Raw genomic sequence first — 25810 nt, 5'->3', positions numbered from 1 at the left:
GATCTTCGTCTCATCGGGGGACTCCGGTGGCGGCCCGGCGTGGCGTACGTCACTCTTGACGCCATGTCAATACGCCGGGCCGACGCTCCGGTCAGGACGGCCCTGATCGGCCTGGCCGTGCTGGCCCTGGGCATGGTCACCGCGCTCAACGCCCGGTCCCTGCCCGTGCTCGGCGACGGCACGACGTACGCCGCGGAGTTCAGCGAAGCAGCCGGGCTCTTCGACGGCAACGACGTCCGCATCGCCGGGGTCAAGGTCGGCCGCGTCTCGGACATCCGGCTGCGCGGCGACCACGTGCTGGTTTCGTTCAAGGCCAAGGGCGCGTGGCTGGGCGACACGACGGGCGCGGCGATCCGGCTGAAGACCGTGCTGGGCCAGAAGTACCTCGCGCTCGACCCGCAGGGCGAAGGAACCCTCGACCCGGGGACGCCGATCCCGCGGTCCCGCACCAGCGTCCCCTACGACGTCCTCGCGGCGTTCGGCGAGCTTTCGTCCACTGTGGACCGCATCGACACCACCCAGCTGGCGAAGAGCTTCGACACGCTGTCCGCGACGCTGGCGAACACCCCGCAGAGCGTCCGCGCCGCGCTCACCGGGCTGTCCCGGCTGTCGGACACGCTCGCGTCGCGCGACCACCAGCTCGCCACCCTGCTGGCCAACACCCGGATCGTTTCGCGGACGCTCGTCGACCGCGACGACGCCGTCCGGCGGCTCCTCGACGACGGCAACCAGCTGCTCGCCGAGGTGAGCAACCGGGAGGCGGCGATCAGCACCCTGCTCGACGGCTCGCGGCAGCTCGCGACCGAGCTGTCCGGGCTGATCGGCGACAACGAGGCGCAGGTCGGCCCGCTGCTCACCCAGCTCGACCAGCTGACGTCGATGCTGCAGCGCAACCAGGACGCGCTCGCCGCCGGCATCAGGGGCTTCGCGCCGCTGGTCCGGCTCGGCACCAACATCGCCGGGAACGGCCGGTTCATCGACGGCTACCTGTGCGGGCTCATCCTGCCGTCGATGGGCCCGCTGAACGAGGAAGGCTGCCACGGCTGAGCCGCCGTGGCATGCTGGCGCCGTGCGATACCTGCTCCTGCTGTGCGGCGGCGAGGACGCCGCCGAAGCCGCCGGCCCGGAAATGGCCCGGCGCTGCCACGAGTGGAGCGCCGAGGTCGAGCGGCGCGGCGTCCGGCAGGCCGGCACGGGCCTGCGCCCGCCCGCCGAGGCGAAGACGATCCGGGTGCGCGACGGCGCGGTGCTGCTGACCGACGGCCCGTTCGCCGAGACGAAGGAGCAGATCGGCGGTTACGCCGTGCTCGAGTGCCCGGACCGCGAGACGGCCGTCGAGGCCGCCTCGCGGCACCCCTGGGCCGAGGTCGGCACGCTGGAGCTGCGCGAAATCGTCGACGGTCCGCCTACGGCTTCGTGATCTTCACCGTCACCTGGTTGTCGTTGTAGGTGTAGGCGACGTATTCGAACTCGACGCCGGTGCGCTCGACGTACTCCGTCCAGGCGCGGTACTCGTGCCGCTTCCAGCCGGGGAAGTTGAAGAACTCGTCGAAGTGCACGATGCTGCCGGCGCGCAACCGCGGCCCGCACAGGTCGAGCACGGTCTTGGCGGAGCTGTAGAGGTCGCCGTCGACGTGCAGGAAGTCGACGTGGCCCTCGTGCTCGTCCAGGAACCCGGGGAGGCTGTCGGCGAACAGGCCGACGACCAGTTCGGCGCCGGGGACGTCCGGCAGGTCGTCGCGGGCGAAGGCACCGGCGGGCATGCCGTTCAGCCACGCCTCGGGCAGCCCGTCGAAGGAGTCGAAACCGTAGACCCGCTCCCCGCCGCGGGCGCGGGCGATCGTCCGCAGCGTGTTGCCGGAGGCGACGCCGAACTCCAGCGCCATCCCGCCCTGCGGCGCCAGGGAAAGCGCGTACCGGAGGGTCTCGGGTGGACTGCCGAAGTGCCGGGAGCCGACCAGGTGCTCGCGGGCGAAGACGTTGCTCTCCAGCGCCGCGTCCTGGTCGCCGGCGTAGACGATGTCGCGGCGGCTGCGGATCTCGAACTCCACCACCCGGTCGAGGAGCCGGTCACCCTGCCGGACGATCTCCTCGCGGAGCTCGGCGGCCATCCGGTTCAGCTGATCGGTGTACGGGTCGTGCACTTTCGAGGCGACCTGGTGCAGCAGCCTGCCCAGGGTCCGCCTCAGGGATTTCGTTACCGGTGAACGGGCTTCCGTGCGGCTCATCCGGGGACGGTACCCGACCGCGCCGGACCACCCGTGCGCTCCCCTGCGCCGCGGCGCACAGCGTGCTCGCGCCCGCATCGTCCACTGTGTACACCTCGCACCGGCAGGTGGCCCGCGACCGCCCGGCCTGCACCACGACGGCGCGGGCCCGCAGCGTGACGCCCACCGCCGGGCGGAGGTAGTCGATCGTGAAGCCGGCGGTGAGCAGCGCGGGCCCGAGCACGGTGCCCGCGGCGAAGGTGAGCGCGTTGTCGGCGGCGTAGGCGAGCACGCCGCCGTGCAGGTAGCCGTTCTGCTGCCGGAGCTCGTCGCGCACGTCCAGTTCCAGCGTGGCCGCGCCGTCGCCGAACTCGGTCAGCCGGGCGCCGAGCAGGCGGCTGAACGGCTGGCTCTCGAGGCCGCGGCGGGCCAGGTCGAGGTCCATCGCCCCTCCTCACTTCACTAGTGAAGCGAGAATGGCGCCCGAGCCGCCGCGCTGTCAAGATCGGGGCGTGCCCGAACCCGACCAGCGCCTGTTCTTCCTGCTCCAGCAGGCCGCCCACCGGCTGCGCGTCGCCGCCGACCGCCGCTGCCTGGCCGCGGCCGGCATCACCACGGCCCAGCTCGGCGCGCTCTTCGCCGTCCGCGAAGGCGGCCTGACCCAGCGAGACCTCGCCGCCCGGCTCGGCCAGCGCGAATCGGCGGTGACGGCGATGGTCGGCCGCCTGGCCGACGCGGGCCTGGTCGCCAGGCGCGCCCACCCGCGCGAGCACCGCGCGGTGGTGCTGGAGCTGACGGCGGCGGGCGAGGACGCGCTGACCCGCGTCGCGCCGGAGATCGAGGAGTTCAACGCCCGGCTGCGCGCGGTGCTCGGCGAGGAGGGCTTCCGCCGGACCGTCGAAGGCGTCGGCGAACTGGCGGCCCGGGAGTGGTGAGCGCCTACGTCACGATGAGCCGGAAGCCCGCGTCCCACTCCGGGAGGTCCAGCAGGTCCGCGTGTTCCGCCCGCCAGCGGCCCGACTCCAGGTCCGCCCGCAGCCGGGCCATCCCGCGCTCCACCGCGGCGGGTGCCGTCTGCGCCAGCGCCGAGCACGACCGCCGCACCGCCGGGTCGAGGTAGGCCTCCGGACGCCGCCAGTACGCCGGGAAGACGCCGTCGGTGAAGTCCCACGGCACCGGTAGCGGCAGCACCGTGCGCGCCTGGAGGAAGTCCGCGATCTCCGGCGCCGAAGGACGGCCGAGTTCCAGCGCGGCGACCTCGGGCACGTACTCACGCACGAGCCAGAAGTCGTTGTGCAGCCGGGTGTCGTAGGCCAGGACGACCTGACGCCGCGCGACCCGGCGCAGCTCGGTGAGGCCGCGGCGCCAGCCGGGCCAGTGGTGGACGGTCAGCACCGCCAGCGCGGCGTCGAACGCGCCGTCGGCGAACGGCAGGGCTTCGGCGACCGCGCGCACCACCGGTGCGGCGCCGGGACGGCGTTGCCGGATCATCTCCGCGGACGGCTCGACCGCGACCACCCGTCGTCCGGGCGGCTCGTACGACCCCGTCCCGGACCCCACGTCGACGACCGTGGCCGCCGGACCGAGCGCGTCGAGCACCGGCGCGAGCCACCGCGGGTCGGTCCGCCGCCCCAGCGCGTACCCGATCCCGATCTCGTCGTAGCGCGTCATCAGCGCTCCGGGCCGTCGCCGCCGTTCTGCTCGGCGAGGAAGCGCTCGAACTGCGAGCCCAGCTCCTCCGCGGTCGGCATGTGCTCGACCGACTCCGCCAGCAGGCTGCCGCGCTCGGAGGCCTCGATGAACGTGTCGTACTGCCGCTCCAGGGCGCGGACGACGTCGGCGACCTCGTCGGACTCCGCCACCTGCCGGTTGATCTCGGCGTCGGCGAGTTCGGCCGCCGCGCGCAGTTCTCCCTCGGCCAGGCTCAGGCCGGTCGAGCGGCTCAGCGCGTCGAGCACGATCAGCGACGCCGCCGGGTACGTCGACTGCGCCAGGTAGTGCGGCACGTGCGCGGCGAAGCCGACGGCGTCGTGGCCCCACTCGCCGAGCCGGTACTCCAGCAGCGCGGCGAGGCTTCCCGGCACCTGCAGCCGGTTCGGCAGCGGCTGGTGCTCGCCGACGAGGTCCTTGCGGGTGGCGTGCGCGGTGACGCCGAGCGGGCGCGTGTGCGGCGCCCCCATCGGGATGCCGTGGAAGCCGGCGGTCAGCCGGACGCCCCACCGCTCGACGAGGTTGCGGACCGCGGCGCAGAACCGCTCCCAGTCGTGGTCCGGCTCCGGGCCGGACAGCAGCAGGAACGGCGTGCCGTCGGTGTCGTGCAGCAGGTGCACGACCAGCTCCGGCGCGTCGTAGTCCTCCCAGTGGTCCACCGCGTAGGTCATCGTCGGGCGCCGCGACCGGTAGTCGATGAGCCGGTCGACGTCGAAGCGGGCGACCACCCGGTGGTCGCCACCGAGCAGGTGCTCGGCCAGCAGACGGCCCGCCGAGCCCGCGTCCATGAACCCTTCGAAGTGGTGCAGCAGCACCGCCCCCGTCAGGTCGGGGACGTCCGAGTCCACCTCATACAGGTTGTCGGGATCGAGTCCCACCGGATCCTCCTGCTCGCCGACACGTCAATCCTTCAAGCACAACACACCCCGACGGCGTTTCCATTCCTCCGACGGTGTCGCCGATCGTAACCCCGTGCGTTCGACACCGGACCGGATCGGCATCGTGACACATGTCGTGGGCACGCAAGTCGCCGATCGGGCACGCTTGAGGCGTGAGCGAACACACCACGAACACGGCCTTGCGGTTGCGGCCGCCGGCGCACCGGGTCAGCCGCCGGGCCATCGGCTACTGGACCGCGATGGCTTCGATCTCCTGGATCGTCGTGATCGGGGTGCTGACGGCCATCGTGGTGACCAGCGACGATCCGCCGTCGTTCCTCACCGTGGCGCTGGTGATCGCCTGCGTGGCGGGGCCGCTGCACCTGGTCGTGATGCCCCAGTGGCGGTACCGGGTGCACCGCTGGGAGGTCACCGACGAGGCCGTCTACACGCAGTCCGGCTGGCTGAAGCAGGAATGGCGGATCGCGCCGATCTCGCGGATCCAGACCGTCGACATCGAGCGCGACCCCCTCGAGCAGCTGTTCCGGCTGGCGAAGATCACCGTGACGACGGCGTCCGCGGCGGGCCCGCTGCGCATCGCGGGCCTCGGGCACGATCGCGCGCTCGAACTGGCCGACGAGCTGACCAAGACGACGCAGGCGGCTCGGGGAGACGCGACGTGAGCCCCGCACTTTTTCCCGCGGAGGCGGCATGAGCACCGAAGTGGTCGTCACACCGCCCGCCGAAGGGACGCAGGACGCGCCCTGGCACCACCTCGACCGGCGCATGCTGCTCATCCGGCCGGTGCTGGACCTGGTGAAGTCGCTGCCTGTGCTGCTGGGCGCGCTGGTGTTCGGCCACGGCGAATCGTGGCAGTGGGTCGGCCTCGCCGTCACCGCGATCACCGTTTTCACCGGCATTTCGCACGTGCTGACCTCCCGCTACCGCATCACCGGGTCGCAGATCGAGTGGCACACCGGGCTGCTGCTGCGCAAGCAGCGGGCCATCCCGCTCGACCGGATCCGCACGGTCGACGTCACCTCCGAGCCGAAGCACCGGCTCTTCTCGCTGGCCGCCGCGCGGATCGGCACCGGACGGCACTCGAACGGGAGCAGGCACAAGGACGAGCTCGTCCTCGACGCCGTCACCACCGCCGAAGCGCGGCGGCTGCGGACGCTCCTGCTGCACCGCAAGGCCGACGCCGTTTCCCCGGAGGCGGCCGCCGCTCCGCCGGAGCAGCTGATCGCCGCGGTCGACAAGCGGTGGCTGCGGTACGCGCCGTTCACGCTGTCCGGGCTGGCCGTGGTCGGCGCCGCCGTCGGCACCGTCTACCACTTCGCGCACGAACTGCACTTCGACCCGATCCAGTTCTCCCTGGTGCAGGCGGTTGTCGGGCACTTCGCCGACACCCCGACGTGGCTGAGCCTGGTGCTCGCCGCGGCCGGGTTGCTGGTGCTCGTTTCGATCCTTTCGATCGGCGGGTACGTGCTGTCGTTCTGGAACTTCCGGCTCACCCGCGAGCCCGCCGGCACGCTGCACGTCCGGCGCGGGCTGATCACGACGCGGTCGGTGTCGATCGAGGAGGACCGCCTGCGGGGCGTCGAAATCCGCGAACCGCTGCCGCTGCGGCTGGCCGGCGGCGCCCGCTGCGTCGCCATCGCGGGCGGCCTGCGCGAAGGCAAGGGCGCCGACAAGGGCGGCGGGCTGCTGCTGCCGCCGGCCCCGCTCGGGCGCGCGCACGAGGTTGTCGCCGAGGTCCTGGGCGAAGACCCGGCCGCGACGCCGCTGGTGCGCCACCCGCGCCGGGCGCTGTACCGGCGGCTGTCCCGGGCCGTCGTCGGCGTGCTGCTGCTCGCCGCGGCGCTCTACGGGCTGGCGTGGCTCGGCGCGCTGCCGGACTGGCCGTGGCAGGCGGCGCTCGCGCTGCTGCCGTTCGCGGCGTTGGTCGGCTGGGACCGCTACCGCGGCCTCGGACACGCGTTCACCGGCCGCTACCTCGTGACGCGCTCGGGTTCCCTGGACCGCGGCACCGCGGCGGTCCGCTGCGACGGGATGACCGGGATCGTCGTCGAGCGCTCGTACTTCCAGCGCCGGGCCGGGCTGGTCACGATCATCGCACCGGTCGCCGCGGGCAAGGGGCACTACCGCGTGCTCGACGTCGGGGAGGCCGACGGGCTAGCGCTCGCGGACCGGGCCGTCCCCGGCCTGCTGACGCCGTTCCTGACCGGTGACCGGGACCGAGGTTGACGCTCTACCGGCCCGGCTCCTAACGTGAAATCCGCCGTCCGAACCCTCTGTCAACGTCGGAGAGGACGGCTGGAATGTTCCGGAAGCTCCTTGGTGTGGTGGCCGCGGGGATCGTCGCGGCTTCGGTCGCGGCGCCGGCGGCGGCCGCCGACAACCCCTACGGCGACCCGAACCTCGTTTCGATGTTCGACGGCACCGGCCTGAGCGCCTGGACGTCGTCGAAAACCGGCCTTTGGTCGGCGAAGAACGGCGTCATCCACGGCAATGGCACGGCCCGCGGCTGGTTGTACTACAACAAACAGCAGGTCGGCACGTTTCGGTGGATATTCAATGTCCGCCAGGTCAAGGGCAACCACAAACCGACCGTGCTGATCTGGGGCACCACCGACCCGATCCGCGACGCGCTGAGCGCCATCCAGTTCCAGCCGCCGAACGGCGGGCACTGGGACTACCGGCCGGGCCACAACGACGGCGGCGGCAAGCTTTTCCAGCAGCTGCCGCACACCTCGATCGACATCAAGAAGTGGGCGCAGTGCGAGCTGATCGGCGACACGGCCACCGGCGTGGCCCGGATGGCGTGCTGCCCGCTCACCGGGACGGCCGTGACCTGCAAGGGGGTGGAGGTCCTGCGGTTCACCGACAAGACCGCCGGGCGCATCGGCCCGCTGGCGCTGCAGGTGCACAACTCCGGGATCCAGGACGAGTACCGGGGGCTCTACGTCGAGTCACCGGTGGTGACGAAACCGGGCGCGTTCCTCACGCTCTGACCGCCGTTTTTTCCCGAATGGCGGCCCGTCGGCGCAATGCTGGCCTTCGATTAACACAACGTGCTAATTTATTCACCGCGTGTGATAGCGAAGGTCGTTTTTGTCTTACCGAGAGGTCATGATGACGCCTGCCGTCAGTGCCGTCGACGGTTCCGCCACCACCACCGCTCCGCGCCGGACTCCCGGCGCCAGCAGTTCCCGCAAGGTCCTCCAGCTGCTGCTCGCCTTTTCCGAACGGCGTTGGGAGGCCAGCGTCGCCGAGCTCGCCGCGACGATCGGCACCCCGGTCGCGACGACCTACCGCTACGTCGCCCTGCTCAAGGAGCTGCAGCTGCTCGAAGAAGGCCGGGCCGGGCACTACCACCTGACCAGCCAGGTGATGCCGCTGGCGCGGGCGGCGCAGCTGGCGAACGACCTCGTCCGGCTGGCGAGGCCGTCGATGGAGGAGGCCGCGCGGGAACTCGGCGAGACGGTGATGCTGTTCCAGCAGTTCGCCGACGCCGCCGTGTGCGTCGACCGCGTCGAATGCGACCGCGCCATGCGGTTCACGTTCGAACCGGGGCATTCGATGCCGCTCGGCCTCGGCGCGTCCGGCAAGATGCTGCTCGCCCTGCTGCCCGAGATGGAGCGCGACCGGCGGCTGCCGTCGATCGCCGAGCAGCGGGGCACGGCCGTGCGCGACGAGCTGAAGCACGCGCTGGAGAACCGGTATTCGGTCAGCTCCGGGGAAATCGACGAAGGCGTCTGGGCGTGTTCCGTGCCGGTGCTGACGCTCGGGCGGCGGCCCACCGTGCTGAGCCTGGCCGGGCCGGCCGCACGGATCACCGCCGAGGCCCGGGACACCGCGATCACCACGCTGCAGGAGTACGCGACGCGCATCCAGCGGACGATTTCGTCTTATTCGCTGTGAAACCCGCGCCCGGAAGCGTAGGAATGCCCAGGTGATCCGGCTCGCGCGCCCCGACGACCTGCCCGCGTTGATCGACATCGAACGCGAGGCCGGCAGCCTCTTCCGCGACCTCGGCATGGCCGCCATCGCCGACGACGACCCGGGCTCGGTGGCGGAGCTGGCGGTGTACCAGGCGGCCGGCCGCGCCTGGGTGAGCGCCGACGCCGACGACCGGCCGGTGGCGTACCTCGTCGCGGAGGTTGTCGACGGGCACGCGCACGTCGAACAGGTCTCGGTCCGGCCGAGCCACGCGCGGCGGGGACTGGGCAGCGCGCTGATCGAGACGCTCGCCGGGTGGGCCGCCGCGCGCGGGCTGACGGCGCTGACGCTGACGACGTTCGCGGCCGTGCCGTGGAACGCGCCCTACTACGAACGGCTGCGGTTCCGGGTCCTCGAGGACGCGGAAATCGGCGCCGAGCTGCGGGAAATCCGCCGCGCGGAGGTCGCCCGGGGCTTGGACGCCTGGCCGCGCGTGGCGATGATCCGACCACTCTGACCAGGCCTTTTGCCTTTTTCTCCCCTACCTGGGGGATGCACTGGCGTACCCGGTCGAACATGTGTTCTACTGTGCTGGCCGGTCCCGGAGGGGGAAGCTCCGCGGGCCGGCCCACAGACTTCGGGAGGTTGTTGTGGCGGTCAAGATCACCCACCTGACGAACGGCCAGCAGGTGCGGTTCGCCAACGCCGACGGCGCCCGCCGGTACGCCGAAATCATGGGCGGCGGCGTGGACAAGTGGCGCTTCACGGTCGTGCCCGAGGACCCGATGCTCCGAAAAATGTCGGACTCGGTCGTTAACGTGCCGGTATGGCGCATGACTTCCAGGTAGTGGTGGATTCGGCCGACCCGCACGTGCTGGCCGACTGGTGGGCGGAGACGCTCGGCTGGTCCGTGGAGCCGACCGACGAGGGTTTCGTCCGCGAGATGATCGCGAAGGGGTACGCGAAGGAGGAGGAGACCCGCACGTATCGCGGCGCGCTGGTCTGGCGCACGGGCGCGGCGATCCGCCACCCGGACTCCCCACCCGACGGCCCACCGAGGCGGATCCTCTTCCAGGAGGTCCCGGAGGCGAAGACGGTGAAGAACCGGGTCCACGTGGACGTGTGGGTGGGCGCGGGCAACGTCGAGGCCAAGCTGGAGGAGCTGACTTCGAGGGGCGCGACGTACCTGCACCGTGGGCGGCAGGGGCCGCACAGCTGGGTGACGATGGCCGACCCGGAGGGCAACGAGTTCTGCATTTCTTGAGCGGGCTTGGGGGGCTCCGGGGAGGTTGGCCGGGCGAGGCTGGCCGGGCGAGGCTGGCCGGGCGAGGCTGGCCGGGCGAGGCTGGGGCGGTCCGGGTTAGGCGGGGCCGGTCACGCGAGTTCCGGCCCCATGCGAGTCTCGGCCCCAGTCACGCGAGACACGGCCCCCATCACGCGAGGCCCGCGCTCAGCCCACTCAACTCGGCGCGAAAGTCGTGAACGCCCCCTTCCTGTCCTCCGACGGCAGGAAAGGGGCGTCCTCCTCAGCTCGAAGCCGCCAGGCGGTCCAATGCCTTCGGCAGGGCCGAAGCCAGCAGGTCCAGTTCCGGCTCCCCCGCCACCAGCGGCGGCGATACCGCCACACCGCGGCCCAGGTTGCGCACGATCACGCCCTCGTCCCGGCAGGCCCGCTGCAGCTTCACCGGGGCGCCCGGGTCGGCGTCCATGGTCTCCGCCGTCAGCTCGACCGCCGCCAGGAAGCCCAGGCCTGCGCGGACCTCGGCCACCAGAGCGTGGCCGGCGACCCCCGACACCGCGTCGGCCAGGGGTTTCTCCAGCTCGCGGCCGCGGGGGATCAGGCCGTCGCGCTCGTAGATGTCCAGTGTGGCCAAGCCTGCCGCGCACGCCACCGGGTGACCCGCGTACGTCGCGCCGTGGCGGAAGATCGGGGCGCCCGGTGAGCCCGTGAAGAACGGCTCCGCCACCTTCGGCGCCACGATCAGCGCGCCCAGCGGGATCGTGCCGCCGGTGATGCCCTTCGCCGTCGTGATCATGTCCGGCTGCACCGCCCAGCGGTCGATGCCGAACCACGTGCCGAGCCGGCCCAGGCGGCGATGACGCAGTCCGCCACGAACAGCACGTCGTGGCGGCGGCAGATCGCCGCCACCTCCTCGATGTACCCCTCCGGGGGCAGCAGCACGCCGCCCGCCCCGATCACCGGCTCGCAGAAGAACGCCGCCACCCGCGCCGCGCCGACGCGCTGGATCTCCGCCTCCAGCGCCGCCGCGCTGTCGTACGGGACGTGCGAGAAGTCCGGCGGCTGCGGGCCGAACCCGGCCGCGTTCGCCGGGATGCCGCCGACGGCCGTGCCGAAGCCGTGCGTGCCGTGGTAGCCCTGCGCCCGCCCGATCACGTGCACCTTCTCGGGCCGGCCGGTGTGCGCGAAGTACGCCCGCGCGAGCTTCACCGCCGTGTCGATGACGTCGCCGCCGCCCGAACCGAAGAACACCTTCGACCCCGGGGACGGCGCCAGCTCGGCCACGCGGTCGGCCAGCTCGATCGCCGGCTCGTTCGCGTTGTAGCCGAAGAGGTTGTACGAGTCCAGCTTCCGCAGCTGGTTGGCGACGGCTTCGGTGATTTCCGGGCGCCCGTGACCGAAGTTCGCGTACCAGAGCGACGCGGTCGCGTCGAAGTACCGGCGGCCGGCGTCGTCCCAGACGTACGAGCCCTCGCCGCGGGTGATGACCATCCGGTCGCCGTCGACCGCGCCCATGTCGGCGAACGGGTGCCAAAGGGCGTGCTGTGCTGCCATCGGTCCTCCTCAGTCCTCCCCCATCCCTACCAGGGGGACGCGGCGAGCGCGAACACTCCATCGTGCACAGTTCCCCGGCCGGGACTGGCCGGTCAGTCCAGGAACTCCGCGATCTCCGCCGCCGAATACCCCAGCTCCGCGAGGACTTCCGCGGTGTGCTGGCCCAAGGTGGGCGGTGCCGACGTCGGACGGGCCGGGGTGTCGGACGCCTTCACCGGGAAGCCCGTGCCCAGGTACGTCCCGACCGTCGGGTGGGGCAGGCGCACCACCTGCTCCCGCGAAGCCGTCCACGGGTCCGCGTAGACGTCGTCGATCTCGTTGATCGGGGCCGCCGGGATGCCCGCCGCGTCGAACGCCTTCATCCAGTCCGCCGCCGGACGGGTCAGCAGCACCGGCTCCAGCAGCGCGTTCAGCGAATCGCGGTTGGCGGCGCGAAGGGCGTTCGACGAAAACCGCGGATCCGCGGCGATGTCGAGGTCGAGCACGCCGCAGAACGCGTGCCACAGCTTTTCGCTGCCCACCGCGATGATCAGCCAGCCGTCGGAGACGTGGTACGCCTGGTACGGGACGATGCTCGGGTGCGCCGAGCCCATCCGGCGCGGCCGCGGCGCGTCGTAGAAGTGCGCGCCCGCGGCGTAGACGTGCCAGGCCAGCTGGCTGTCCAAAAGGGACACGTCGAGGTACTGGCCGCGGCCGGTGGTGTGCCGGGCCTGCAGTGCCATCAGCACCGCGATGATCGCCCACGTCCCGGCGTTGAGATCGGCCACCGGCAGCCCGACCTTCGCGGGCGCGCCGTCGGGCTCGCCGGTCAGCGACATGACGCCGCCGAGGGCCTGCGCGACCAGGTCGTAGCCCGCGCGGTCGCGGTACGGCCCCGTCTGCCCGAACCCGGTGATCGACACGTGGATCAGCCGCGGGTTCAGTTCGGCCAACACCGGATATCCGAGACCCCACTTCTCGAGCGTGCCCGGCCGGAAGTTCTCGACGAGCACGTCGGCGCCCGCGACCAGCCGCCGCAGGGCCTCGCGCCCGCGGTCGCTCTTGAGGTCGAGGACGATCCCGCGCTTGTTCCGGTTCGCGGCCAGGTAGTAGACGGCCTCGTCGCTTTCGCCGACGAACGGCGGCCCCCAGCCGCGGGTGTCGTCGCCGTGGCCCGGCGGCTCGACCTTCACCACGCCCGCGCCCATCTCGCCGAGGTACTGGGTGCAGTACGGCCCGGCGAGGATGCGGGAGAGGTCGACGACCTTGATCCCGTCCAGCGGGCGGAATCCGTCAGGGGCAGGGGGCATCAACGGCTCCTCGTCGGGCTCGGCGTCCCCCCTTTCTACCCGGCCGCCGCCGGATTCACGGAACGCGGCGGCCCACGGGGATTCACGCACCACCCGCCGCCCCCGGCCACTCGCCAGGAGACGGCATTTCTCCCCTCATGCCCGGTTCGTCCCCGCGCCACCCTGGAGATCTTGTCCGCAGTCCCTGGGGAGGGAACATGCGACGGTTCGGGATCCTGCTGGTCACGCTGCTCGGGCTCGGCACGGCGGTCGCCGCGCCCCGCGGCCGCCGACGAGCCCGTCATCGCCGCGACCCCGCCGATGGGGATCTCGTGGTCGCGCGGCTGGAACCAGTGCCCGCGCATCGACGACGCGAAGGTCCGCGCCGCCGTCGACATGCTGGTCACCAGCGGTCTCCGGGACGCCGGCTACACCTACGTCAACATCGCGGGGTGCTGGGCCGCGAAGACGCGCGCCGCGGACGGCAGGCTGCAGCCCGATCCCGCCAAGTACCCGGACCTGCCGGGGCTGATCGCGTACGTGCACGCCAACGGCCTGAAGTTCGGGCTGCACAGCGGCACCGGCGCGCTCGTCTGCGGCAGCGCGATGCCCGGCTCCCGCGACCACGAGGAACTGGACGCGCAAACGTTCGCGGGCTGGGGCGTCGACTACCTCGAGTACGACACGTGCGGTGGCGAGAACGGCGTCGCGGCGGCGGTCAAGAAGATGAGCGACGCGCTGAAGAGCACCGGGCGGCCGATCACGCTCGCGATGATCGACACGTTTTCGGCCGACTACCGCCAGTGGGAGTGGGCGCCCGGCGCGGGCGCGCACACGTGGCAGCTCACCAGCGACCTCCCGGAACCGCTGACGAGCGTGATGCAGGCGGTCGACAAGCAGATCCCGCTCGCCGGGCACACCGGCCCCGGCGGCTGGAGCGATCCCGGGTACCTCAACTTCAGTTTCGTCGACCTGCCCGTGCGGCGGGCGCAGTTCTCGTTGTGGGCGCTGCTGAACGCGCCGCTGATGCCGAACGAGTCGTTCCCGCTGGACACGGTCGCCAACCGGGACGTCATCGCGGTCGACCAGGACTGGTCGGGCACGCCGGGCCGCAAGGTCCGCGACCTGAGCGACGGCGAGATCTGGGCGAAACCGATGTCCGACGGCTCGGTCGCCGTGCTCTTGCTCAACCGCGGCCCGGTCGCCCGGACGATCCCCTTCGACCTCGCGGAGTCCGGCGTCGCGACGGCGTCCGCCTACCGGGTCCGCGACCTGTGGACCGGCGCCGAACTGACCAGCACCGGTACCGTGCGCGCGTCCGTGCCCGCGCTGTCCGGCGTCTTCCTGCGCGCGTGGCCCGGTCAGCCGTCGCCCGCCGCACCGCTGGTGACGCTCGGTGTCGAGCTGCCCGAGGGTTTCCTGGCCGGCCAGGAGGTCCCCGGCACCGTGACGCTGACCAACGACGGCGACACCCCGATCACCGACGCGCGGTACGCGATCACCGTGCCGTCCGGGTGGGAGCTGGACGGGCCCGCGCAGGTCGACGTCCCGCGGGTGTCGCCGGGCAGCACCGTGACGCACGAAATCACCCTGCGGCCGACGGCGGCACCGGCCGCGAAGGTGCTGGTCGGGGTGAGCGGCGGCTACCCGAGCGAGTTCGGCCAGCGCACCGCGGCGGGCTCGGCCGAGGTGCCGCTGGTGACGGCGCCGTCACCGGGCACCACCTACCTGTCGACGCGGCCGTGGCTGTACTCCGAGAACGGGCTCGGCCCGGTGGAACGCGGCAGCGTGGCCAACGGGCGGGCGATGGCGATCGGCGGCGTCGGGTACCAGCCCAACAGCGGGATCGGCGTGCACGCGCCCTCGGTGATCCGCCTGTACCTGGGCGGGGCGTGCAAGTCGTTCACGACCCAGTACGGCGTCGACGACGTGTCGGGTCCGCAAGCCACCACGACGTTCCGGGTGCTCGGCGACGGCCGGGAGCTGTTCGCGACCGGCGTCGTCCGGCGCGGCACCAAGCCGCAGAAGCTGACGATCCCGGTCACGGGCGTGCGGGAGCTGGCCATCGCGGTCGACGACGGCGGCGACGGTTCGGCGGAGGAGTACGCGGACTGGATCGCCCCGAACGTCAGCTGCTGACGGCTCCTTCGAGGAGCACGACGGCCTGCGGGGTCCGCTGGTACAGCACGTAACGCCCGTCCCTGACCTTGCTGACGAGGCCCGCGCGGTGCAGCGCGGTGAGGTGGTAGGAGACGGTGCCCGGGGCGTACCCGGCCCGGGTGGCGAGTTCCGCGGTCGACCGCGCGGTTTCGAGGTCCGCCAGGAGCTTCGCCCGGGCGGCCCCGACCACCGGCGCGATCCGGCCCGGCGGGTGCGCCCCGGCCGTGCCGATCCCGTGCGCGGGGTAGCCGAGCACGACCTGGCCGGGGACGTCGATCTGGATGCTGGTGCCCGGCCAGCTGAGCACGCCGGGGGCGAGGACCAGCTCGCGGCCGGCGACGTCGACCTCGCCGTCGAACGGCTTGGCGAGGGTGATCGCGTCGCCCACCCAGCCGATGCTCGGGTGGAGGGTGCCGAGCACGCCGCCCACGCCGTGGCGGGCGATGGCCGTCGCGCGGAGGGTGATGTCGCGCTCGACGATCGAGTGCAGTTCGGCCCAGCCGTCGGCCAGGACGTCCCGCCAGAACCGGGCGAGACCGCCGGCCAGGCGCCGGGGCATCGTGCCGGACTCCGCGATCCGGCGGGCCTTGACCGGCAGTGGTCTGTTCCAGTGGACCCGCGTGCCGGCCAGCACCTGCTCTTCGAGGTCCTCCTGCGTGGTCGCTTCGATCCGCGCGATCTGCTCGTCGAGCAGGTCGCGGTGCCGGACGGCCGTGCCCGGCTGCGGGGTGAGCAGGTCGGGGGTGTAGACCTCGCCGGTGCGCGGCAGCAGGTCCAGCAGCAGGGCGACGTCCGGGTGGGCGAGCGACGCGCGGGCGAGCGGGCCCGGATCCCCGAACACCGGGTGCCGCCCCGACTCCGCGGCGAGTTTCAGCCAGGCCAGGGACTCCGCCGTCAGGGACGGGGAAAACCGTGTCCTGGCCACCGTCTCGGCGTCGACCCGCAGCGTGAACACCGGCCGACGGTAACAGGAGCCGCGGCGGATTTGAACCGGCTCGAATCCTTTCCGGTCGACGGCTCCCCCGGGGTTGAGTGGTGCCGTGTTCCCAGGACGCGTGCCGGCCGTCGCCGTCGTGGCCGCGGTGCTCCTCACCTCGGCACCGGCCGCCGAAGCGCGTCCCACCAGGCCGTCACCCGCCGGCTACACCGCGTGCGCCGTCCTCCGCACCATCGCCTGGCACCGCTGGTCGGCCGACGCCGGCGGGACGTACCGGGAGACCACCTACCGCAGGCCGTACTCGTTCACCGTGGTGTTCCCGGCGAGCGCGCCTCCTCCGTCGCCGGCGTACTGAGGTCGAGCAGCCGGGCTTCGGCGTCGCGCAGGTAGCGGTCCAGGGCGGCCTCCGCGGCGGCGAACCGGCCCCGCCGCAGGTCGCGCAGGATCTTCTCGTGGCAGTCCAGGAAGGGCTCGTAGAACTCGCGGGTGTTCTCGTTGAGGACGAAGAACAGCCGCGTTTCGGCGAGTACCTGGCGCATCGTCGCGGAGATCCGCTCGCTGCCGGCGAGGTCGGCGAGGGCCTGGTGGAAGTGGATGCTGGCGGTGCCGACGGCCGGCCAGTCCTCGGCCGCCGCCGCCGTGCGGCCGTCCCGCAGGGCCTGCTCGACCGGCGCCAGATCCACAGTGGACAATTCGGCGGCCCGGCGCAGGGCGCCGCATTCGGTGGCGCGGCGGACGACGTAGAGGTCCTCGATGTCCTCCGTGGTCAGTTCGCGCACGAACACGCCGCGGTTCAGCTCGTGCACGGCCAGCCGCTCGTGGGCCAGCAGCTGGAACGACTCGCGCAGCGTGTTGCGCGAGACGCCGAGCGCCGAGCTGATCACCGGCTCGGACAGCCGCTCACCGGGGGCGAAGACGCCGTCGGTGATGTACTGGCGCAGGATCGCCGCGACCCGCTCGGCCGTTCCGCTGCGCTCGAGCAGGTGCCGCTCGCTCTCCAGCCCCGAGGCATCGACGGTCACGGCGCTACCTGACGCCGAGTTCGAAGTCGAGGCTGTAGCGGTGGCCCGGCAGCGCACCCGCGGCCTTGGCGCCGTCGATCGGCAGCACGACGCCGTTGACGAACCGCGACTCGTCGCTCGCCAGGAACACCACGGCTTTGGCGACTTCCCAGGCTTCGCCGACGCGGGCCGCGGGCGTGCTCGCGACCAGCTGGTGCTGCTTGGTCTCGAACTCCTCCGGCGACGCGAGGGTGCCGCGGAGCATGTCGGTGTCGATCGCGCCCGGGTTCACCGTGTTCGCCCGGATGCCCTGGTGGGCGTGGGCGACGGCGATCGACTTGGTCAGCCCGACCAGCGCGTGCTTGGTGGCGTTGTACACCGGGTCGCCCGGGCGGCCCATCACGCCGCCGTTCGACGACGTCGTGATGATGCTGCCCGCCTTCTGTTCGATCATGTGCGGCAGCACGGCACGGGTGCCGAGGAACGCGGCGCGGACGTTGAGCGCGAAGATGTGGTCGAACTCGGCCAGCGTGGTGTCGGCGAGGGGCTTGCCGAGGTGGATGCCGACGTTGTTGAACAGCACGTCGACGCGGCCGGCCTCGGCGAGCACGCCGTCGACGAACGCCGCCACGGCGTCCTCGTCGGTGGCGTCCACTATGGAATGGCGGTAGCCGTCGAGGGGTTCGGCGGGCTCGCGGATGTCGGCAGCGAAGACCGTCGCGCCCTCGGCGAGGAACTCCTTCACCGTGGCGAGGCCGATGCCCCGCGCCCCGCCGAAGACGACCGCCACCTTGCCGGCCAACCGACCCATGTTCACTGCCCCGCTCTCCGTCGTGCTGTCTGCTCTTCGTCCACCGCGTAGTCCCCGGGCAGCCGGACGAGCGCGTCCGGGTCGCCCAGGTACCGCACTTCGACGCCGTACACCTCGCGCGCCGCCGCCACCGAGACGTACCCCTCGACGACGTCGGCGAGCACCGCCGCCACCGGCCGCTCGGTCGGCGGCCCGTACCCGCCGCCACCGGGCAGCGTGACGTCCACAACGGACTCCGCGGTCAGCGGCACGCGGCTCTTCGCGGGCAGATCCACCCCGCCGGACAAACCGAACCGGCCGGGCGCGCCGGGCCGTCCGCCGTCCACTCCGGATGCCGCGGCCCGCACCCGGTCGACGTTCCCATTGACGCTCCAGGAAGTCACGCCGAGTGCGCCCATCGTGGTCACCTGTCCGAGGCCGCCGCGCTTCCGGCCGGCGCCACCGGAGTCCACGCGCAGGGCACGGACGTGCTGGACGAGCGGCGCCATCATCTCGATGACCTCGGTCGGCGTCGAGCGCAGCCCGCTCGGGAAGCCCGTGGTGTTCAGGCCGTCCTTCTCCGCCCGCGCGCCCATGCCGCCGGTCTGGAAGACGTTGAGCATGAACCCGGGGCCACGCCAGATCGTCATCCACAGGGCGTCCGCGCTCGGCGCGATCGCGGTGCGGGGCAGCGCGCCGATCAGCAGGGACGGCAGGAAGTGCCCGATCAGGTGCCGGGACGCGACCGGAGCCGGCGGCAGGCAGTTGAGCACCGAGCCCTCGGGCGCGGTGACGCGCACCGGCCGGAACGACCCGGCGTTGTGCGGCACCTCCGGCGCGATCGCCGCCTTGACCGCGAACGACGCGTACGCCCGCGTGTAGTTCAGCACGACGTTGATCCCGCGACGGCTCTGCGGCGACGAGCCCGCGAAGTCGAGGTGGATCCCGTCGCCGTCCACAGTGGCCGTCACGCGCAGGACGATCTCTTCGTCGTCGAAGCCGTCGGTGACGACCTCGTTGGTGTACGTCCCGTCCGGCAGCTCGCGGAGGGCGTCCCGTAGGGCTTTCTCGGACCGGTTCATGATCTCGGCGGCGACGTCGTCGAGGGTGTCGAGGCCGAATTCGCCCAGCAGCCGCACCAGGCTCGCCGCGCCGACCTCGTTGCCGGTGACCTGCGCGTACAGGTCGCCGATGGTCTCCTCCGGCGTCCGCACGTTCGCGCGGATCAGCCGTTCCAGGTCGGTGTTGACCTCGCCCGCGCGCAGGAACTTGAGGATCGGCAGCCGCAGGCCCTCTTCGAAGACCTCGTGGGCCTCGGCCGAGACGAGCCGGCCGCCGATGTCCGGCGCGTGGCAGCAGGACGCGAACCACGCGACGATCCGGCCGTGCCGGAACACCGGGGTCGCCACCGTGATGTCGTTGATCTGCCCGGCGGTCTGCCACGGATCGTTGGTGAGCAGCACGTCACCGGGTTCGAGCGTCTCCGGCGGGTACGCGGCGACGAAGTGGTGCATGCCGGTCGCCATCGCGTTGATGTGCCCCGGCGTGCCGCCGACGGACTGGCCGATCATCTCGCCGCGCGAGTCGAACACCGCGCAGGCGAGATCGAGCGATTCACGCACGACCGCGGAGAAGGCCGTGTTGACCAGCGCGTTCTGCTGCTCGGCGAGGATGGAGTGCAGCCGGTTGCCGAACAGCCCGACGACGATGGGGTCGACGCTCACACCGTCACCTCCAGTGCGGCGTCCTCCCGGACGACGCAGTGCGCGCCCGGTGGCACGACCACAGTGGACTCGCGTTCCTCCACGATGGCCGGTCCGTCGACGCGGGTGCCGGGCTCCAGCCGGTACCGGTCGAACACCGCCGTGTCGACAAATCCCCCTGTCGATGGGAAGTAGGCCTGCCGGGTGCCCTTCCGCGCCTCCCCGGAGGAAGCGGCGGCCAACCGCAAGGTCACGTCCGGCTTCGGCCCGCTCGACACGACCCGCCAGTTCAGCACCTCGACGCCGACCTCGGGCCCGGTGCGGCGGTAGAGCGCGCGGTAGGTCCGGGTGAACTCGTCGATCAGGGCATCGGGCCAGGGCCCGCCGTGGACCGGGACGCGAATCTCGTAGCCCTGTCCGGCGTACCGCATCTCGGCGATCCGGCGGTGCGTGACGTCGTCCACGCCGGACTTCGCCAGCAGCGCCGCGCCCTCGGCTTCCATCTCGGCGAAGAGCGCGTCGACCTGTTCCCACGCCAGGTCGTGCACGGCCGCGCGGGCCGACCGCACGAAGTCGAACGCGAGCGGCGCGGTGAGGAACCCCGCCGCGCTCAGCACGCCCGCGGCCGGGGGCGCGACGACCGACGGCGCCCCGAGCGCCCGCGCGACACCGACGCCGTGCACCGGGCCCGCGCCGCCGAACGTGTACATCGGCAGCTTCGCCGGGTCCTGGCCGCGCTCGACGGCGTGCACGCGGGCGGCGTTGGCCATGTCCTCGTTGACGCTCGTGTGGATGCCCCACGCGGCTTCTTCGACGCTCACACCGAGTGGCCCGGCGATCCGGCCGCGGATCGCGTCGCGCGCGGCCGCGGCGTCGAGTTCCATGCTGCCGCCGAGGAAGTAGCCCGGGTCGAGGTAACCGAGCACCAGGTCGGCGTCGGTGACGGTCGGCTCGGTGCCGCCGCGGCCGTAGCAGGCCGGGCCGGGCTCGGACCCGGCCGAGTCGGGCCCGGCGGTGAGCAGGCCGAGCGCGTCGATCCGGGCGATCGAGCCGCCGCCGACGCCGATCTCGATCATGTCGGTGACCGGCACCTGCACCGGCAGCCCGGAGCCGGGCAGCAGCCGGTACTTGCGGTCCACCTCGAACTGGTGGCTCACCAGGGGCGCGCCCCCGGCGATCAGGCACAGCTTCGCCGTCGTCCCGCCCATGTCGAAGGCCAGGAGATCGGCGGGCCCGATCGCGGCCGCGGCCAGTGCCCCGCCCGCCGGGCCGGACTCGAGGATCCGGATCGGGTACCGCGCCGCGGTGTCCACTGTGGCCAGTCCACCGTTGGACAGCATGATGTGCGGTGCCCCGGTGATCCCGAGCCGCCGCAGCCGCTGTTCGAGGTCACGCAGGTAGCGCTCGGTGAGGTCCTGGACGTAGACGTTGGCGACCGTGGTCGACGCGCGCTCGTACTCGCGGATCTCGGGGACGACGTCGGAGGACAGCGCCACCCGGAGCGAGGGCGCCACCTCGGCGAGGATCTCCGCCACGCGCCGCTCGTGGGCCGGGTTCGTGAACGCGTGCAGGAAGCAGACCGCGACGGCCTCGATGTCCCGGGCGGCCAGCTCCCGGCCGAGCCGCCGCACGTACTCCTCGTCGAGTCCGGTGTGGACGGAACCGTCGGCGAGGATCCGCTCGGGGACGTCGAACCGCAGGTGCCGCGGGACCAGGGGCGCGGGCAGTTCCAGGTGCAGGTCGTAGAGCTCGTACCGGTGTTCGCGGCGCATTTCGAGGACGTCGCGGAACCCGGCGGTGGCGAGCAGCGCGGTGCGCGAGCCCTTGCGCTCGATCAGCGCGTTGGTCACCAGCGTCGTCCCGTGCACGACCTGCTCGACGACACCGAGGTCCGGGAGCAGCGCGGCCAAGCCCTCTTCGACCGCGCGGGCCGGCTCGTCGTGGGTGGTCAGGACCTTGCCGACGGCGGCGATCCCGGTGCCGTCCACCGCGCAGAGGTCGGTGAACGTGCCGCCGATGTCGACGCCGATCCTCATTTCCGGTACCACCGCGGTGAAGTGTTCAGCGGCGGCTTCAGCTTGGCCTTCACGACCAGCACGTTCGGCTCGTCCGATTCGACGAACTCGCCGAGCAGCCGCCGGAACGCGCGCCCGAAGCCGGACACGCGGTCGGCGTGCACCCCGAACGACCGGGCCAGGCCGACGAAGTCCGGGCTGTCCCAGTCGACCCCGCGGCGCGGCACGCCTTCGCGGTCCTGGTCGAAGCGCAGCATCCCGTACCCGCCGTCGTCGACGAGGACCACCGTGACCGGCAGCTGCTCCTGGGCGAGTGTCGCCAGATCGCCGCAGCCGTAGAGGAACCCGCCGTCGCCGGTGATGCAGATCGCGCGTCCGACGCCGGCCGCGGCGGCGCCGAGCGACGCCGGGAAGCCGTAGCCGAGGGTGCCCCAGCCCATCGGGTAGGCGAGCTTGCGCGGCGCGCGGACCCGGTGGAAGCCGCCGACCCAGTAGCCGGCGACGCACATGTCCGACACGAGCACCGCGTCCGTCGGCAGCACCTCGTCCAAAGTGGACAGCAGGTCGTAGGCCTGCGGCTCCTCCTCGCGGATGCGCTGGCGCACGCGCCGGCCGATGCCGGCCAGCCGCAGCGTGATGTCGTCGAGCCCGGGCCGCTGCTTCGGCAGCAGCCGCTCGACGATCGCGCGCGCGTCGCCCACCAGCGTCAGGTCGGGCGGGTAGTTCTTGGCGGCGTCGTCGGCGTCGACGTTGACCGCGATGAGCTTCGGCGGCTTCGGCATCAGCCAGTTCTGCGTCATCAGGCCGTCGAAGTCGGTGCCGATGGCGAGCACGACGTCGGCCTCGTCCCACAGCTCGCCGACCTCCGGCGTGTGCACCGGGTTCGGCGCCAGGCACGGGTGGTCGAGCGGGAGCAGGCCACGGGCGCCGAAGGTGGTGATGACCGGCGCGGCGATCTTTTCGGCGAGCTCGCCGATGGCCTCGCCCGCCCCGGACCGCAGGGCGCCGCCGCCGGCCCAGATCAGCGGGCGGTTCGCGTCGGACAGCATCGCCTCGGCCCGCGCCAGGTCGGGGACGTCGCCGTCGGGCTTGCGGTGCGGGGCAGGCGGACGGCGGTGCGGCACGGTCTCGCGCAGGTAGTCGGTGGGCACGCCGAGGTAGACGGGGCCGCTCTGCGGCTGCAGCGCGAGCCGCGCCGCGCGGTGCACGGTGGTGCCGATCTGGTCGGCCGCGCGCACGGTGAAGCCGCCCTTCGTCACCGGCGCGAACATCGCCTGCTGGTCGGAGGTCTCGTGCAGCACGCCGCGGACGACACCGGGGCGGCGCAGGGTCGACGGGATGTCGGTGGCGATGACCAGCACCGGAGCCGCGGACGCCATGGCCTCGCCGACCGCGCCGAGCGTGTTCGCCGCGCCGGGACCGGTGGTGACGAGGGCGACGCCGAGCTTGCCGGTGGCGCGGGCGTAGCCGTCGGCGGCGTACCCGGCGGTCTGCTCGTGCCGCACCCCGACGAGCTTGATGCCGGTCTCGGCGAGCGCCTCCCACAACGGCAGGTTGTGCACCCCCGGGAGCCCGAAGACGATCTCGGTCCCCAGCGATTCGAGCGCGTCCACCAGTTCCCGAGCACCACTCACAGCCACGGCCCGGATACTGCCAGATCGTTGAACGATCTGGCAATCAGCCCCTAGACGATGTTGTGCTCGGCCGGTGCGGTACCGGCGGTCCCGAACCGGCGGACGTCGAGCTCGGCGATGTCCACCGCCGTCGATCGGCCCAGGTAGAGGTCCCGGACGAGCTCGCCGGTGGCCGGGGCCATCTGGAACCCGTGCCCCGAGAAGCCGGTCGCGTAGAAGAACCGCGACAACAGGACGCTTTCCCCGATGATCTGGTTGCGGTCCGGCGTCGTTTCGTACAGCCCGGCCCAGGCCGTGCGGACGCCGGCGTCGAGCACGGCCGGGATCCGGCGGCCCGCCAGCTCGGCCAGCCGCGGCAGCCACGCGCCCGCCTCGTAGCGGGTGTCGAAGCCGGGGAAGCCGTCGTCCTCGCAGAACGACATGGCCAGGCCCGCGCCCTCGCGGTGGAAGTAGAACGCCGACGGCATCTCGATGGTCAGCGGCACGGACTCCGGCAGGCCCGGTACCGGCCCGGTGAACACGACCTGCCGCCGGAACGGGCGCACCGGGAGGTCGAGCCCGGCCAGCTCGCCGATCCGGCCGGACCACGCGCCCGCCGCGCACACCACCGCGCCGGTCCGCACGAACCCGGCCGTGGTGGCGACACCGGTCAGCGCGTCGCCGTCACGCTCGATCCCGGTCACCTCGACGCCGGTGCGCAGCTTCGCCCCGCACGCCTTCGCGGCCCGCGCGTAACCCTGGACGACCGCGTCCGGCGTCGCCTTGGCGTCGTCCGGGGACCAGAGGGCGGCGACGACACCGTCCGGCCGGAGCAGCGGCAGCAGGTCGCGGGCTTCGGCGGGGTCGAGCAGGTGGCTGCGGACGCCGTGCTCGCGCTGCAGCTCGGCGCAGCGTTCGAACGCGGGCACGTCGGCCGGGTCGGTGACCAGGTAGAGGTAGCCGTCGCGGCGGAAGTCGATCTCCGTGCCGAACTCGCGCGAGAAAGCGCTGTATCCGGCGAGCCCGCGCAGGCCGAGCTCGACGTTGACGCGGCTGGTGAACGACGACCGGACGCCGCCCGCGGCCTTCGCCGTCGAGCCGCCGCCCAGCCCGCCGCGCTCCAGCAGCAGGACGTCGACGCCGGCTTCCGCCAGGCGGAACGCGCAGCTCACGCCGATCACGCCGCCGCCGACGACGACGCATTCGGCCATCTGTGGCACGGACGTTTCCCCTGCGCCGCGGGCGGTCATACTCGCCAGAGTAGAACGTGATCCACCCGCGGCCGCCGAGCGCGTAGAGTCGGCGTGCCGAGTGCGGAAGGTGATGTCCCATGGCGATGATGCCCGTGACCGACTCGATGTTCCTCCTCGTCGAAACGCGCGAGCATCCGATGCACGTGGGCGGTCTGCAGCTGTTCAAGAAACCCGACGGCGCCGGGCCGGAGTACCTGCGTGACATCCGCACTTCCCTGCTGGAATCGGACAACATGCGCACGGTCTTCCGGCGCCGCCCGGCCCGGCCGGTGAACACGCTCGGGCACGTGGCCTGGGCGGCCGACGCCGACCTCGAGCTCGACTACCACTTCCGGCATTCGGCGCTGCCGCAGCCGGGGCGCGTGCGCGAGCTGCTCGAGCTGACCAGCCGCTGGCACAGCACCCTGCTCGACCGGCACCGGCCGCTGTGGGAGACCCACCTCATCGAGGGGCTGGCCGACGGCCGGTTCGCCGTCTACACCAAGGTCCACCACGCGCTGATGGACGGCGTCTCGGCACTGCGGCAGCTGCAGGGCACGCTGTCCGACGACCCGGCGGACCTGGACTGCCCGCCGTGGTGGGGCAGCCGGCGCAAGCCGGGCGAAGGCCGCGTCAAGCGCCCCCGGTCGCTCCTGCAGACCGCGGGCAAGACGGTCAACCAGCTCGCCGGGCTGGCCCCGGCCGCGATGAAGGTCGCGCGAGAGGCGTTCAGCGAGCACACGGTGACCCTGCCGGGGCAGGCGCCGAGGACGATGTTCAACGTGCCGATCGGCGGCGCGCGGCGGTTCGCGGCGCAGTCGTGGTCGCTCGACCGCGTCCGGCAGGTGGCCACGGCCGGCGGCGTCTCACGCAACGACGTCGTGCTCGCGATGTGCTCGGGCGCGCTGCGGGACTACCTCATCGAACAGCGCGCGCTGCCGGACGCGCCGCTGATCGCGATGGTGCCCGTGTCGCTGCGCCGCCAGAACGACCCGGGCGAGGCAGCCGGCAACAACATCGGCGCGCTGCTGTGCAACCTGGCCACCGACCTGCCGGACGCGGGCAAGCGGCTCGTCACGATCCACCAGTCGATGCGCAACGGCAAGCGGCTGTTCTCGGAGCTGACGCCGTTGCAGACGCTGCTGCTGTCGGCGGTCAACGTCGCGCAGCTCGGCGTCTCGCCGATCCCGGGCATCGTGAACAACACGCGGCCGCCGTTCAACCTGGTGATCTCGAACGTGCCGGGGCCGCGCAAGCAGATGTACTGGAACGGCGCGCAGCTCGACGGCATCTACCCGGCGTCGGTGCTGCTCGACGGCCAGGCCGTGAACATCACGCTGACCAGCAACGGCGACAACCTCGACTTCGGCGTCACCGGCTGCCGCCGCAGCGTCCCGCACCTGCAACGGATCCTGACACACCTCGACACGGCTTTGGTGGAACTCGAAGCTGCGGTAAGGTAGCCCGCTCATCGGCACTGGGCTCCCCCATCGGAAGGAAACTTTCCGAACGCGCGGGTGAAATGCTGGTCAGCCCGCTCTTCGCGCTCCTAGGGTGACG

The 25810-nt window shown here is 72.3% G+C and carries 25 protein-coding genes and 1 pseudogene; 13 read left to right on the top strand and 13 right to left on the bottom strand.

The genetic code is table 11. The features are described from left to right. Nucleotides 1–63: 63 nt before the first annotated feature. A complete protein-coding gene (locus ACH54P_RS37610) occupies nt 64–1047 on the top strand; it encodes an MCE family protein (protein ID WP_489908038.1) in 984 nt (327 codons plus the stop codon). A 22-nt stretch (nt 1048–1069) separates the two neighbouring features. Next, the gene (locus ACH54P_RS37605) at nt 1070–1420 is read left to right on the top strand and encodes a YciI family protein (RefSeq protein WP_489908037.1); all 351 of its coding nucleotides are present in this window, start codon (nt 1070–1072) and stop codon (nt 1418–1420) included. Here the strand turns inward: ACH54P_RS37605 and ACH54P_RS37600 are convergent. Together ACH54P_RS37600 and ACH54P_RS37595 are read right to left on the bottom strand one after the other, a co-directional pair. Beyond that, the gene (locus ACH54P_RS37600; protein WP_489916867.1) at nt 1407–2120 is read right to left on the bottom strand and encodes a class I SAM-dependent methyltransferase; all 714 of its coding nucleotides are present in this window, start codon (nt 2118–2120) and stop codon (nt 1407–1409) included. The genes ACH54P_RS37605 and ACH54P_RS37600 overlap by 14 nt on opposite strands. After that, a complete protein-coding gene (locus ACH54P_RS37595) occupies nt 2071–2652 on the bottom strand; it encodes a PaaI family thioesterase (protein ID WP_489908036.1) in 582 nt (193 codons plus the stop codon). The genes ACH54P_RS37600 and ACH54P_RS37595 overlap by 50 nt, the downstream gene beginning before the upstream one ends. A gap of 67 nt (nt 2653–2719) precedes the next feature. On the opposite strand from ACH54P_RS37595, the gene ACH54P_RS37590 reads away from it, so the two are divergent. After that, the gene (locus tag ACH54P_RS37590; RefSeq protein WP_489908035.1) at nt 2720–3142 is read left to right on the top strand and encodes a MarR family winged helix-turn-helix transcriptional regulator; all 423 of its coding nucleotides are present in this window, start codon (nt 2720–2722) and stop codon (nt 3140–3142) included. A 4-nt stretch (nt 3143–3146) separates the two neighbouring features. Here the strand turns inward: ACH54P_RS37590 and ACH54P_RS37585 are convergent, their stop codons facing one another. Together ACH54P_RS37585 and ACH54P_RS37580 are read right to left on the bottom strand one after the other, a co-directional pair. After that, nucleotides 3147–3878 carry a class I SAM-dependent methyltransferase gene (locus ACH54P_RS37585; RefSeq protein WP_489908034.1) on the bottom strand — a complete coding sequence of 244 codons (732 nt, stop codon included), beginning with the start codon at nt 3876–3878 and terminating at the stop codon, nt 3147–3149. Continuing rightward, entirely contained in the window at nt 3878–4795 is a 918-nt protein-coding gene (locus tag ACH54P_RS37580) for a proteasome assembly chaperone family protein (protein WP_489908033.1), read from the bottom strand. Before ACH54P_RS37580 ends, ACH54P_RS37585 begins: the two co-directional genes overlap by 1 nt. Nucleotides 4796–4968: 173 nt before the next feature. Here ACH54P_RS37580 and ACH54P_RS37575 point away from each other — a divergent pair, with 173 nt between their 5' ends. The 7 genes from ACH54P_RS37575 (at nt 4969) to ACH54P_RS37545 (ending at nt 10001) form a co-directional block, all read left to right on the top strand. Then, nucleotides 4969–5478, top strand: a complete 510-nt coding sequence (locus ACH54P_RS37575) for a PH domain-containing protein (RefSeq protein ID WP_489908032.1) — start codon at nt 4969–4971, stop codon at nt 5476–5478. A gap of 28 nt (nt 5479–5506) precedes the next feature. Next, the gene (locus ACH54P_RS37570; RefSeq protein ID WP_489908031.1) at nt 5507–7042 is read left to right on the top strand and encodes a PH domain-containing protein; all 1536 of its coding nucleotides are present in this window, start codon (nt 5507–5509) and stop codon (nt 7040–7042) included. Nucleotides 7043–7116: 74 nt separating this feature from the next. Further along, the gene (locus ACH54P_RS37565) at nt 7117–7809 is read left to right on the top strand and encodes a 3-keto-alpha-glucoside-1,2-lyase-like domain-containing protein (protein WP_489908030.1); all 693 of its coding nucleotides are present in this window, start codon (nt 7117–7119) and stop codon (nt 7807–7809) included. Nucleotides 7810–7930: 121 nt separating this feature from the next. Beyond that, on the top strand, nt 7931–8719 hold the full coding sequence (locus ACH54P_RS37560; protein ID WP_489916865.1) for an IclR family transcriptional regulator: 789 nt from the start codon (nt 7931–7933) through the stop codon (nt 8717–8719). A gap of 31 nt (nt 8720–8750) precedes the next feature. Continuing rightward, on the top strand, nt 8751–9254 hold the full coding sequence (locus ACH54P_RS37555) for a GNAT family N-acetyltransferase (protein WP_489908029.1): 504 nt from the start codon (nt 8751–8753) through the stop codon (nt 9252–9254). A gap of 133 nt (nt 9255–9387) precedes the next feature. Further along, nucleotides 9388–9585 (top strand): hypothetical protein, encoded by a 198-nt coding sequence (locus ACH54P_RS37550; protein WP_004561810.1) that lies wholly within the window; start codon nt 9388–9390, stop codon nt 9583–9585. Then, complete coding sequence (locus ACH54P_RS37545) at nt 9585–10001, top strand: VOC family protein (RefSeq protein WP_489916863.1); 417 nt, start codon at nt 9585–9587, stop codon at nt 9999–10001. Before ACH54P_RS37550 ends, ACH54P_RS37545 begins: the two co-directional genes overlap by 1 nt. Nucleotides 10002–10263: 262 nt before the next feature. Here the strand turns inward: ACH54P_RS37545 and ACH54P_RS37540 are convergent. Both ACH54P_RS37540 and ACH54P_RS37535 read right to left on the bottom strand, forming a co-directional pair. Then, nucleotides 10264–11531: pseudogene (locus tag ACH54P_RS37540) on the bottom strand (aminotransferase family protein). A gap of 92 nt (nt 11532–11623) precedes the next feature. Further along, complete coding sequence (locus tag ACH54P_RS37535; RefSeq protein WP_489908028.1) at nt 11624–12820, bottom strand: CaiB/BaiF CoA transferase family protein; 1197 nt, start codon at nt 12818–12820, stop codon at nt 11624–11626. Nucleotides 12821–13120: 300 nt separating this feature from the next. Here ACH54P_RS37535 and ACH54P_RS37530 point away from each other — a divergent pair, with 300 nt between their 5' ends. Next, the gene (locus ACH54P_RS37530; RefSeq protein WP_489908027.1) at nt 13121–14938 is read left to right on the top strand and encodes an NPCBM/NEW2 domain-containing protein; all 1818 of its coding nucleotides are present in this window, start codon (nt 13121–13123) and stop codon (nt 14936–14938) included. On the opposite strand, the gene ACH54P_RS37525 is transcribed toward ACH54P_RS37530, so the two are convergent. Next, nucleotides 14928–15914 carry an ArsR/SmtB family transcription factor gene (locus ACH54P_RS37525; RefSeq protein ID WP_489908026.1) on the bottom strand — a complete coding sequence of 329 codons (987 nt, stop codon included), beginning with the start codon at nt 15912–15914 and terminating at the stop codon, nt 14928–14930. The two genes, ACH54P_RS37530 and ACH54P_RS37525, sit on opposite strands and share 11 nt — an antisense overlap. Nucleotides 15915–15999: 85 nt before the next feature. Between ACH54P_RS37525 and ACH54P_RS37520 the strand changes: the two genes are divergently transcribed. Beyond that, nucleotides 16000–16251 carry a hypothetical protein gene (locus tag ACH54P_RS37520; RefSeq protein WP_489908025.1) on the top strand — a complete coding sequence of 84 codons (252 nt, stop codon included), beginning with the start codon at nt 16000–16002 and terminating at the stop codon, nt 16249–16251. On the opposite strand, the gene ACH54P_RS37515 is transcribed toward ACH54P_RS37520, so the two are convergent. From ACH54P_RS37515 to ACH54P_RS37490, 6 genes are all read right to left on the bottom strand, one after another. After that, nucleotides 16202–16918: a GntR family transcriptional regulator gene (locus ACH54P_RS37515; protein ID WP_489908024.1), complete on the bottom strand. Its 717-nt coding sequence runs from the start codon at nt 16916–16918 to the stop codon at nt 16202–16204. The two genes, ACH54P_RS37520 and ACH54P_RS37515, sit on opposite strands and share 50 nt — an antisense overlap. 4 nt (nt 16919–16922) lie before the next feature. Continuing rightward, nucleotides 16923–17708 (bottom strand): SDR family NAD(P)-dependent oxidoreductase, encoded by a 786-nt coding sequence (locus ACH54P_RS37510; RefSeq protein WP_489908023.1) that lies wholly within the window; start codon nt 17706–17708, stop codon nt 16923–16925. 2 nt (nt 17709–17710) lie between these two features. Beyond that, complete coding sequence (locus tag ACH54P_RS37505) at nt 17711–19411, bottom strand: hydantoinase B/oxoprolinase family protein (RefSeq protein ID WP_489908022.1); 1701 nt, start codon at nt 19409–19411, stop codon at nt 17711–17713. Continuing rightward, entirely contained in the window at nt 19408–21426 is a 2019-nt protein-coding gene (locus tag ACH54P_RS37500) for a hydantoinase/oxoprolinase family protein (RefSeq protein ID WP_489908021.1), read from the bottom strand. Before ACH54P_RS37500 ends, ACH54P_RS37505 begins: the two co-directional genes overlap by 4 nt. Further along, nucleotides 21423–23018: a thiamine pyrophosphate-binding protein gene (locus tag ACH54P_RS37495; protein WP_489916861.1), complete on the bottom strand. Its 1596-nt coding sequence runs from the start codon at nt 23016–23018 to the stop codon at nt 21423–21425. Before ACH54P_RS37495 ends, ACH54P_RS37500 begins: the two co-directional genes overlap by 4 nt. Nucleotides 23019–23089: 71 nt before the next feature. Then, nucleotides 23090–24229: an NAD(P)/FAD-dependent oxidoreductase gene (locus ACH54P_RS37490; RefSeq protein ID WP_489916859.1), complete on the bottom strand. Its 1140-nt coding sequence runs from the start codon at nt 24227–24229 to the stop codon at nt 23090–23092. A 119-nt stretch (nt 24230–24348) separates the two neighbouring features. Between ACH54P_RS37490 and ACH54P_RS37485 the strand changes: the two genes are divergently transcribed. Beyond that, nucleotides 24349–25713, top strand: a complete 1365-nt coding sequence (locus tag ACH54P_RS37485; RefSeq protein ID WP_489908020.1) for a WS/DGAT/MGAT family O-acyltransferase — start codon at nt 24349–24351, stop codon at nt 25711–25713. Nucleotides 25714–25810 lie beyond the last annotated feature (97 nt).

The organism is Amycolatopsis sp. N2S4-7, assembly GCF_058119595.1.
This window is presented reverse-complemented; position numbering and strand designations above follow the sequence as displayed.

Excerpts from the sequence above, each read along its gene's own strand:
- ACH54P_RS37610 (WP_489908038.1), top strand. The coding sequence starts at position 64 with ATGTCAATACGCCGGGCCGACGCTCCGGTCAGGACGGCCCTGATCGGC.
- ACH54P_RS37595 (WP_489908036.1), bottom strand. The coding sequence starts at position 2,652 with ATGGACCTCGACCTGGCCCGCCGCGGCCTCGAGAGCCAGCCGTTCAGC.
- ACH54P_RS37585 (WP_489908034.1), bottom strand. The coding sequence starts at position 3,878 with ATGACGCGCTACGACGAGATCGGGATCGGGTACGCGCTGGGGCGGCGG.
- ACH54P_RS37570 (WP_489908031.1), top strand. The coding sequence starts at position 5,507 with ATGAGCACCGAAGTGGTCGTCACACCGCCCGCCGAAGGGACGCAGGAC.
- ACH54P_RS37565 (WP_489908030.1), top strand. The coding sequence starts at position 7,117 with ATGTTCCGGAAGCTCCTTGGTGTGGTGGCCGCGGGGATCGTCGCGGCT.
- ACH54P_RS37560 (WP_489916865.1), top strand. The coding sequence starts at position 7,931 with ATGACGCCTGCCGTCAGTGCCGTCGACGGTTCCGCCACCACCACCGCT.
- ACH54P_RS37535 (WP_489908028.1), bottom strand. The coding sequence starts at position 12,820 with ATGCCCCCTGCCCCTGACGGATTCCGCCCGCTGGACGGGATCAAGGTC.
- ACH54P_RS37530 (WP_489908027.1), top strand. The coding sequence starts at position 13,121 with ATGGGGATCTCGTGGTCGCGCGGCTGGAACCAGTGCCCGCGCATCGAC.
- ACH54P_RS37510 (WP_489908023.1), bottom strand. The coding sequence starts at position 17,708 with ATGGGTCGGTTGGCCGGCAAGGTGGCGGTCGTCTTCGGCGGGGCGCGG.
- ACH54P_RS37500 (WP_489908021.1), bottom strand. The coding sequence starts at position 21,426 with ATGAGGATCGGCGTCGACATCGGCGGCACGTTCACCGACCTCTGCGCG.
- ACH54P_RS37490 (WP_489916859.1), bottom strand. The coding sequence starts at position 24,229 with ATGGCCGAATGCGTCGTCGTCGGCGGCGGCGTGATCGGCGTGAGCTGC.
- ACH54P_RS37485 (WP_489908020.1), top strand. The coding sequence starts at position 24,349 with ATGGCGATGATGCCCGTGACCGACTCGATGTTCCTCCTCGTCGAAACG.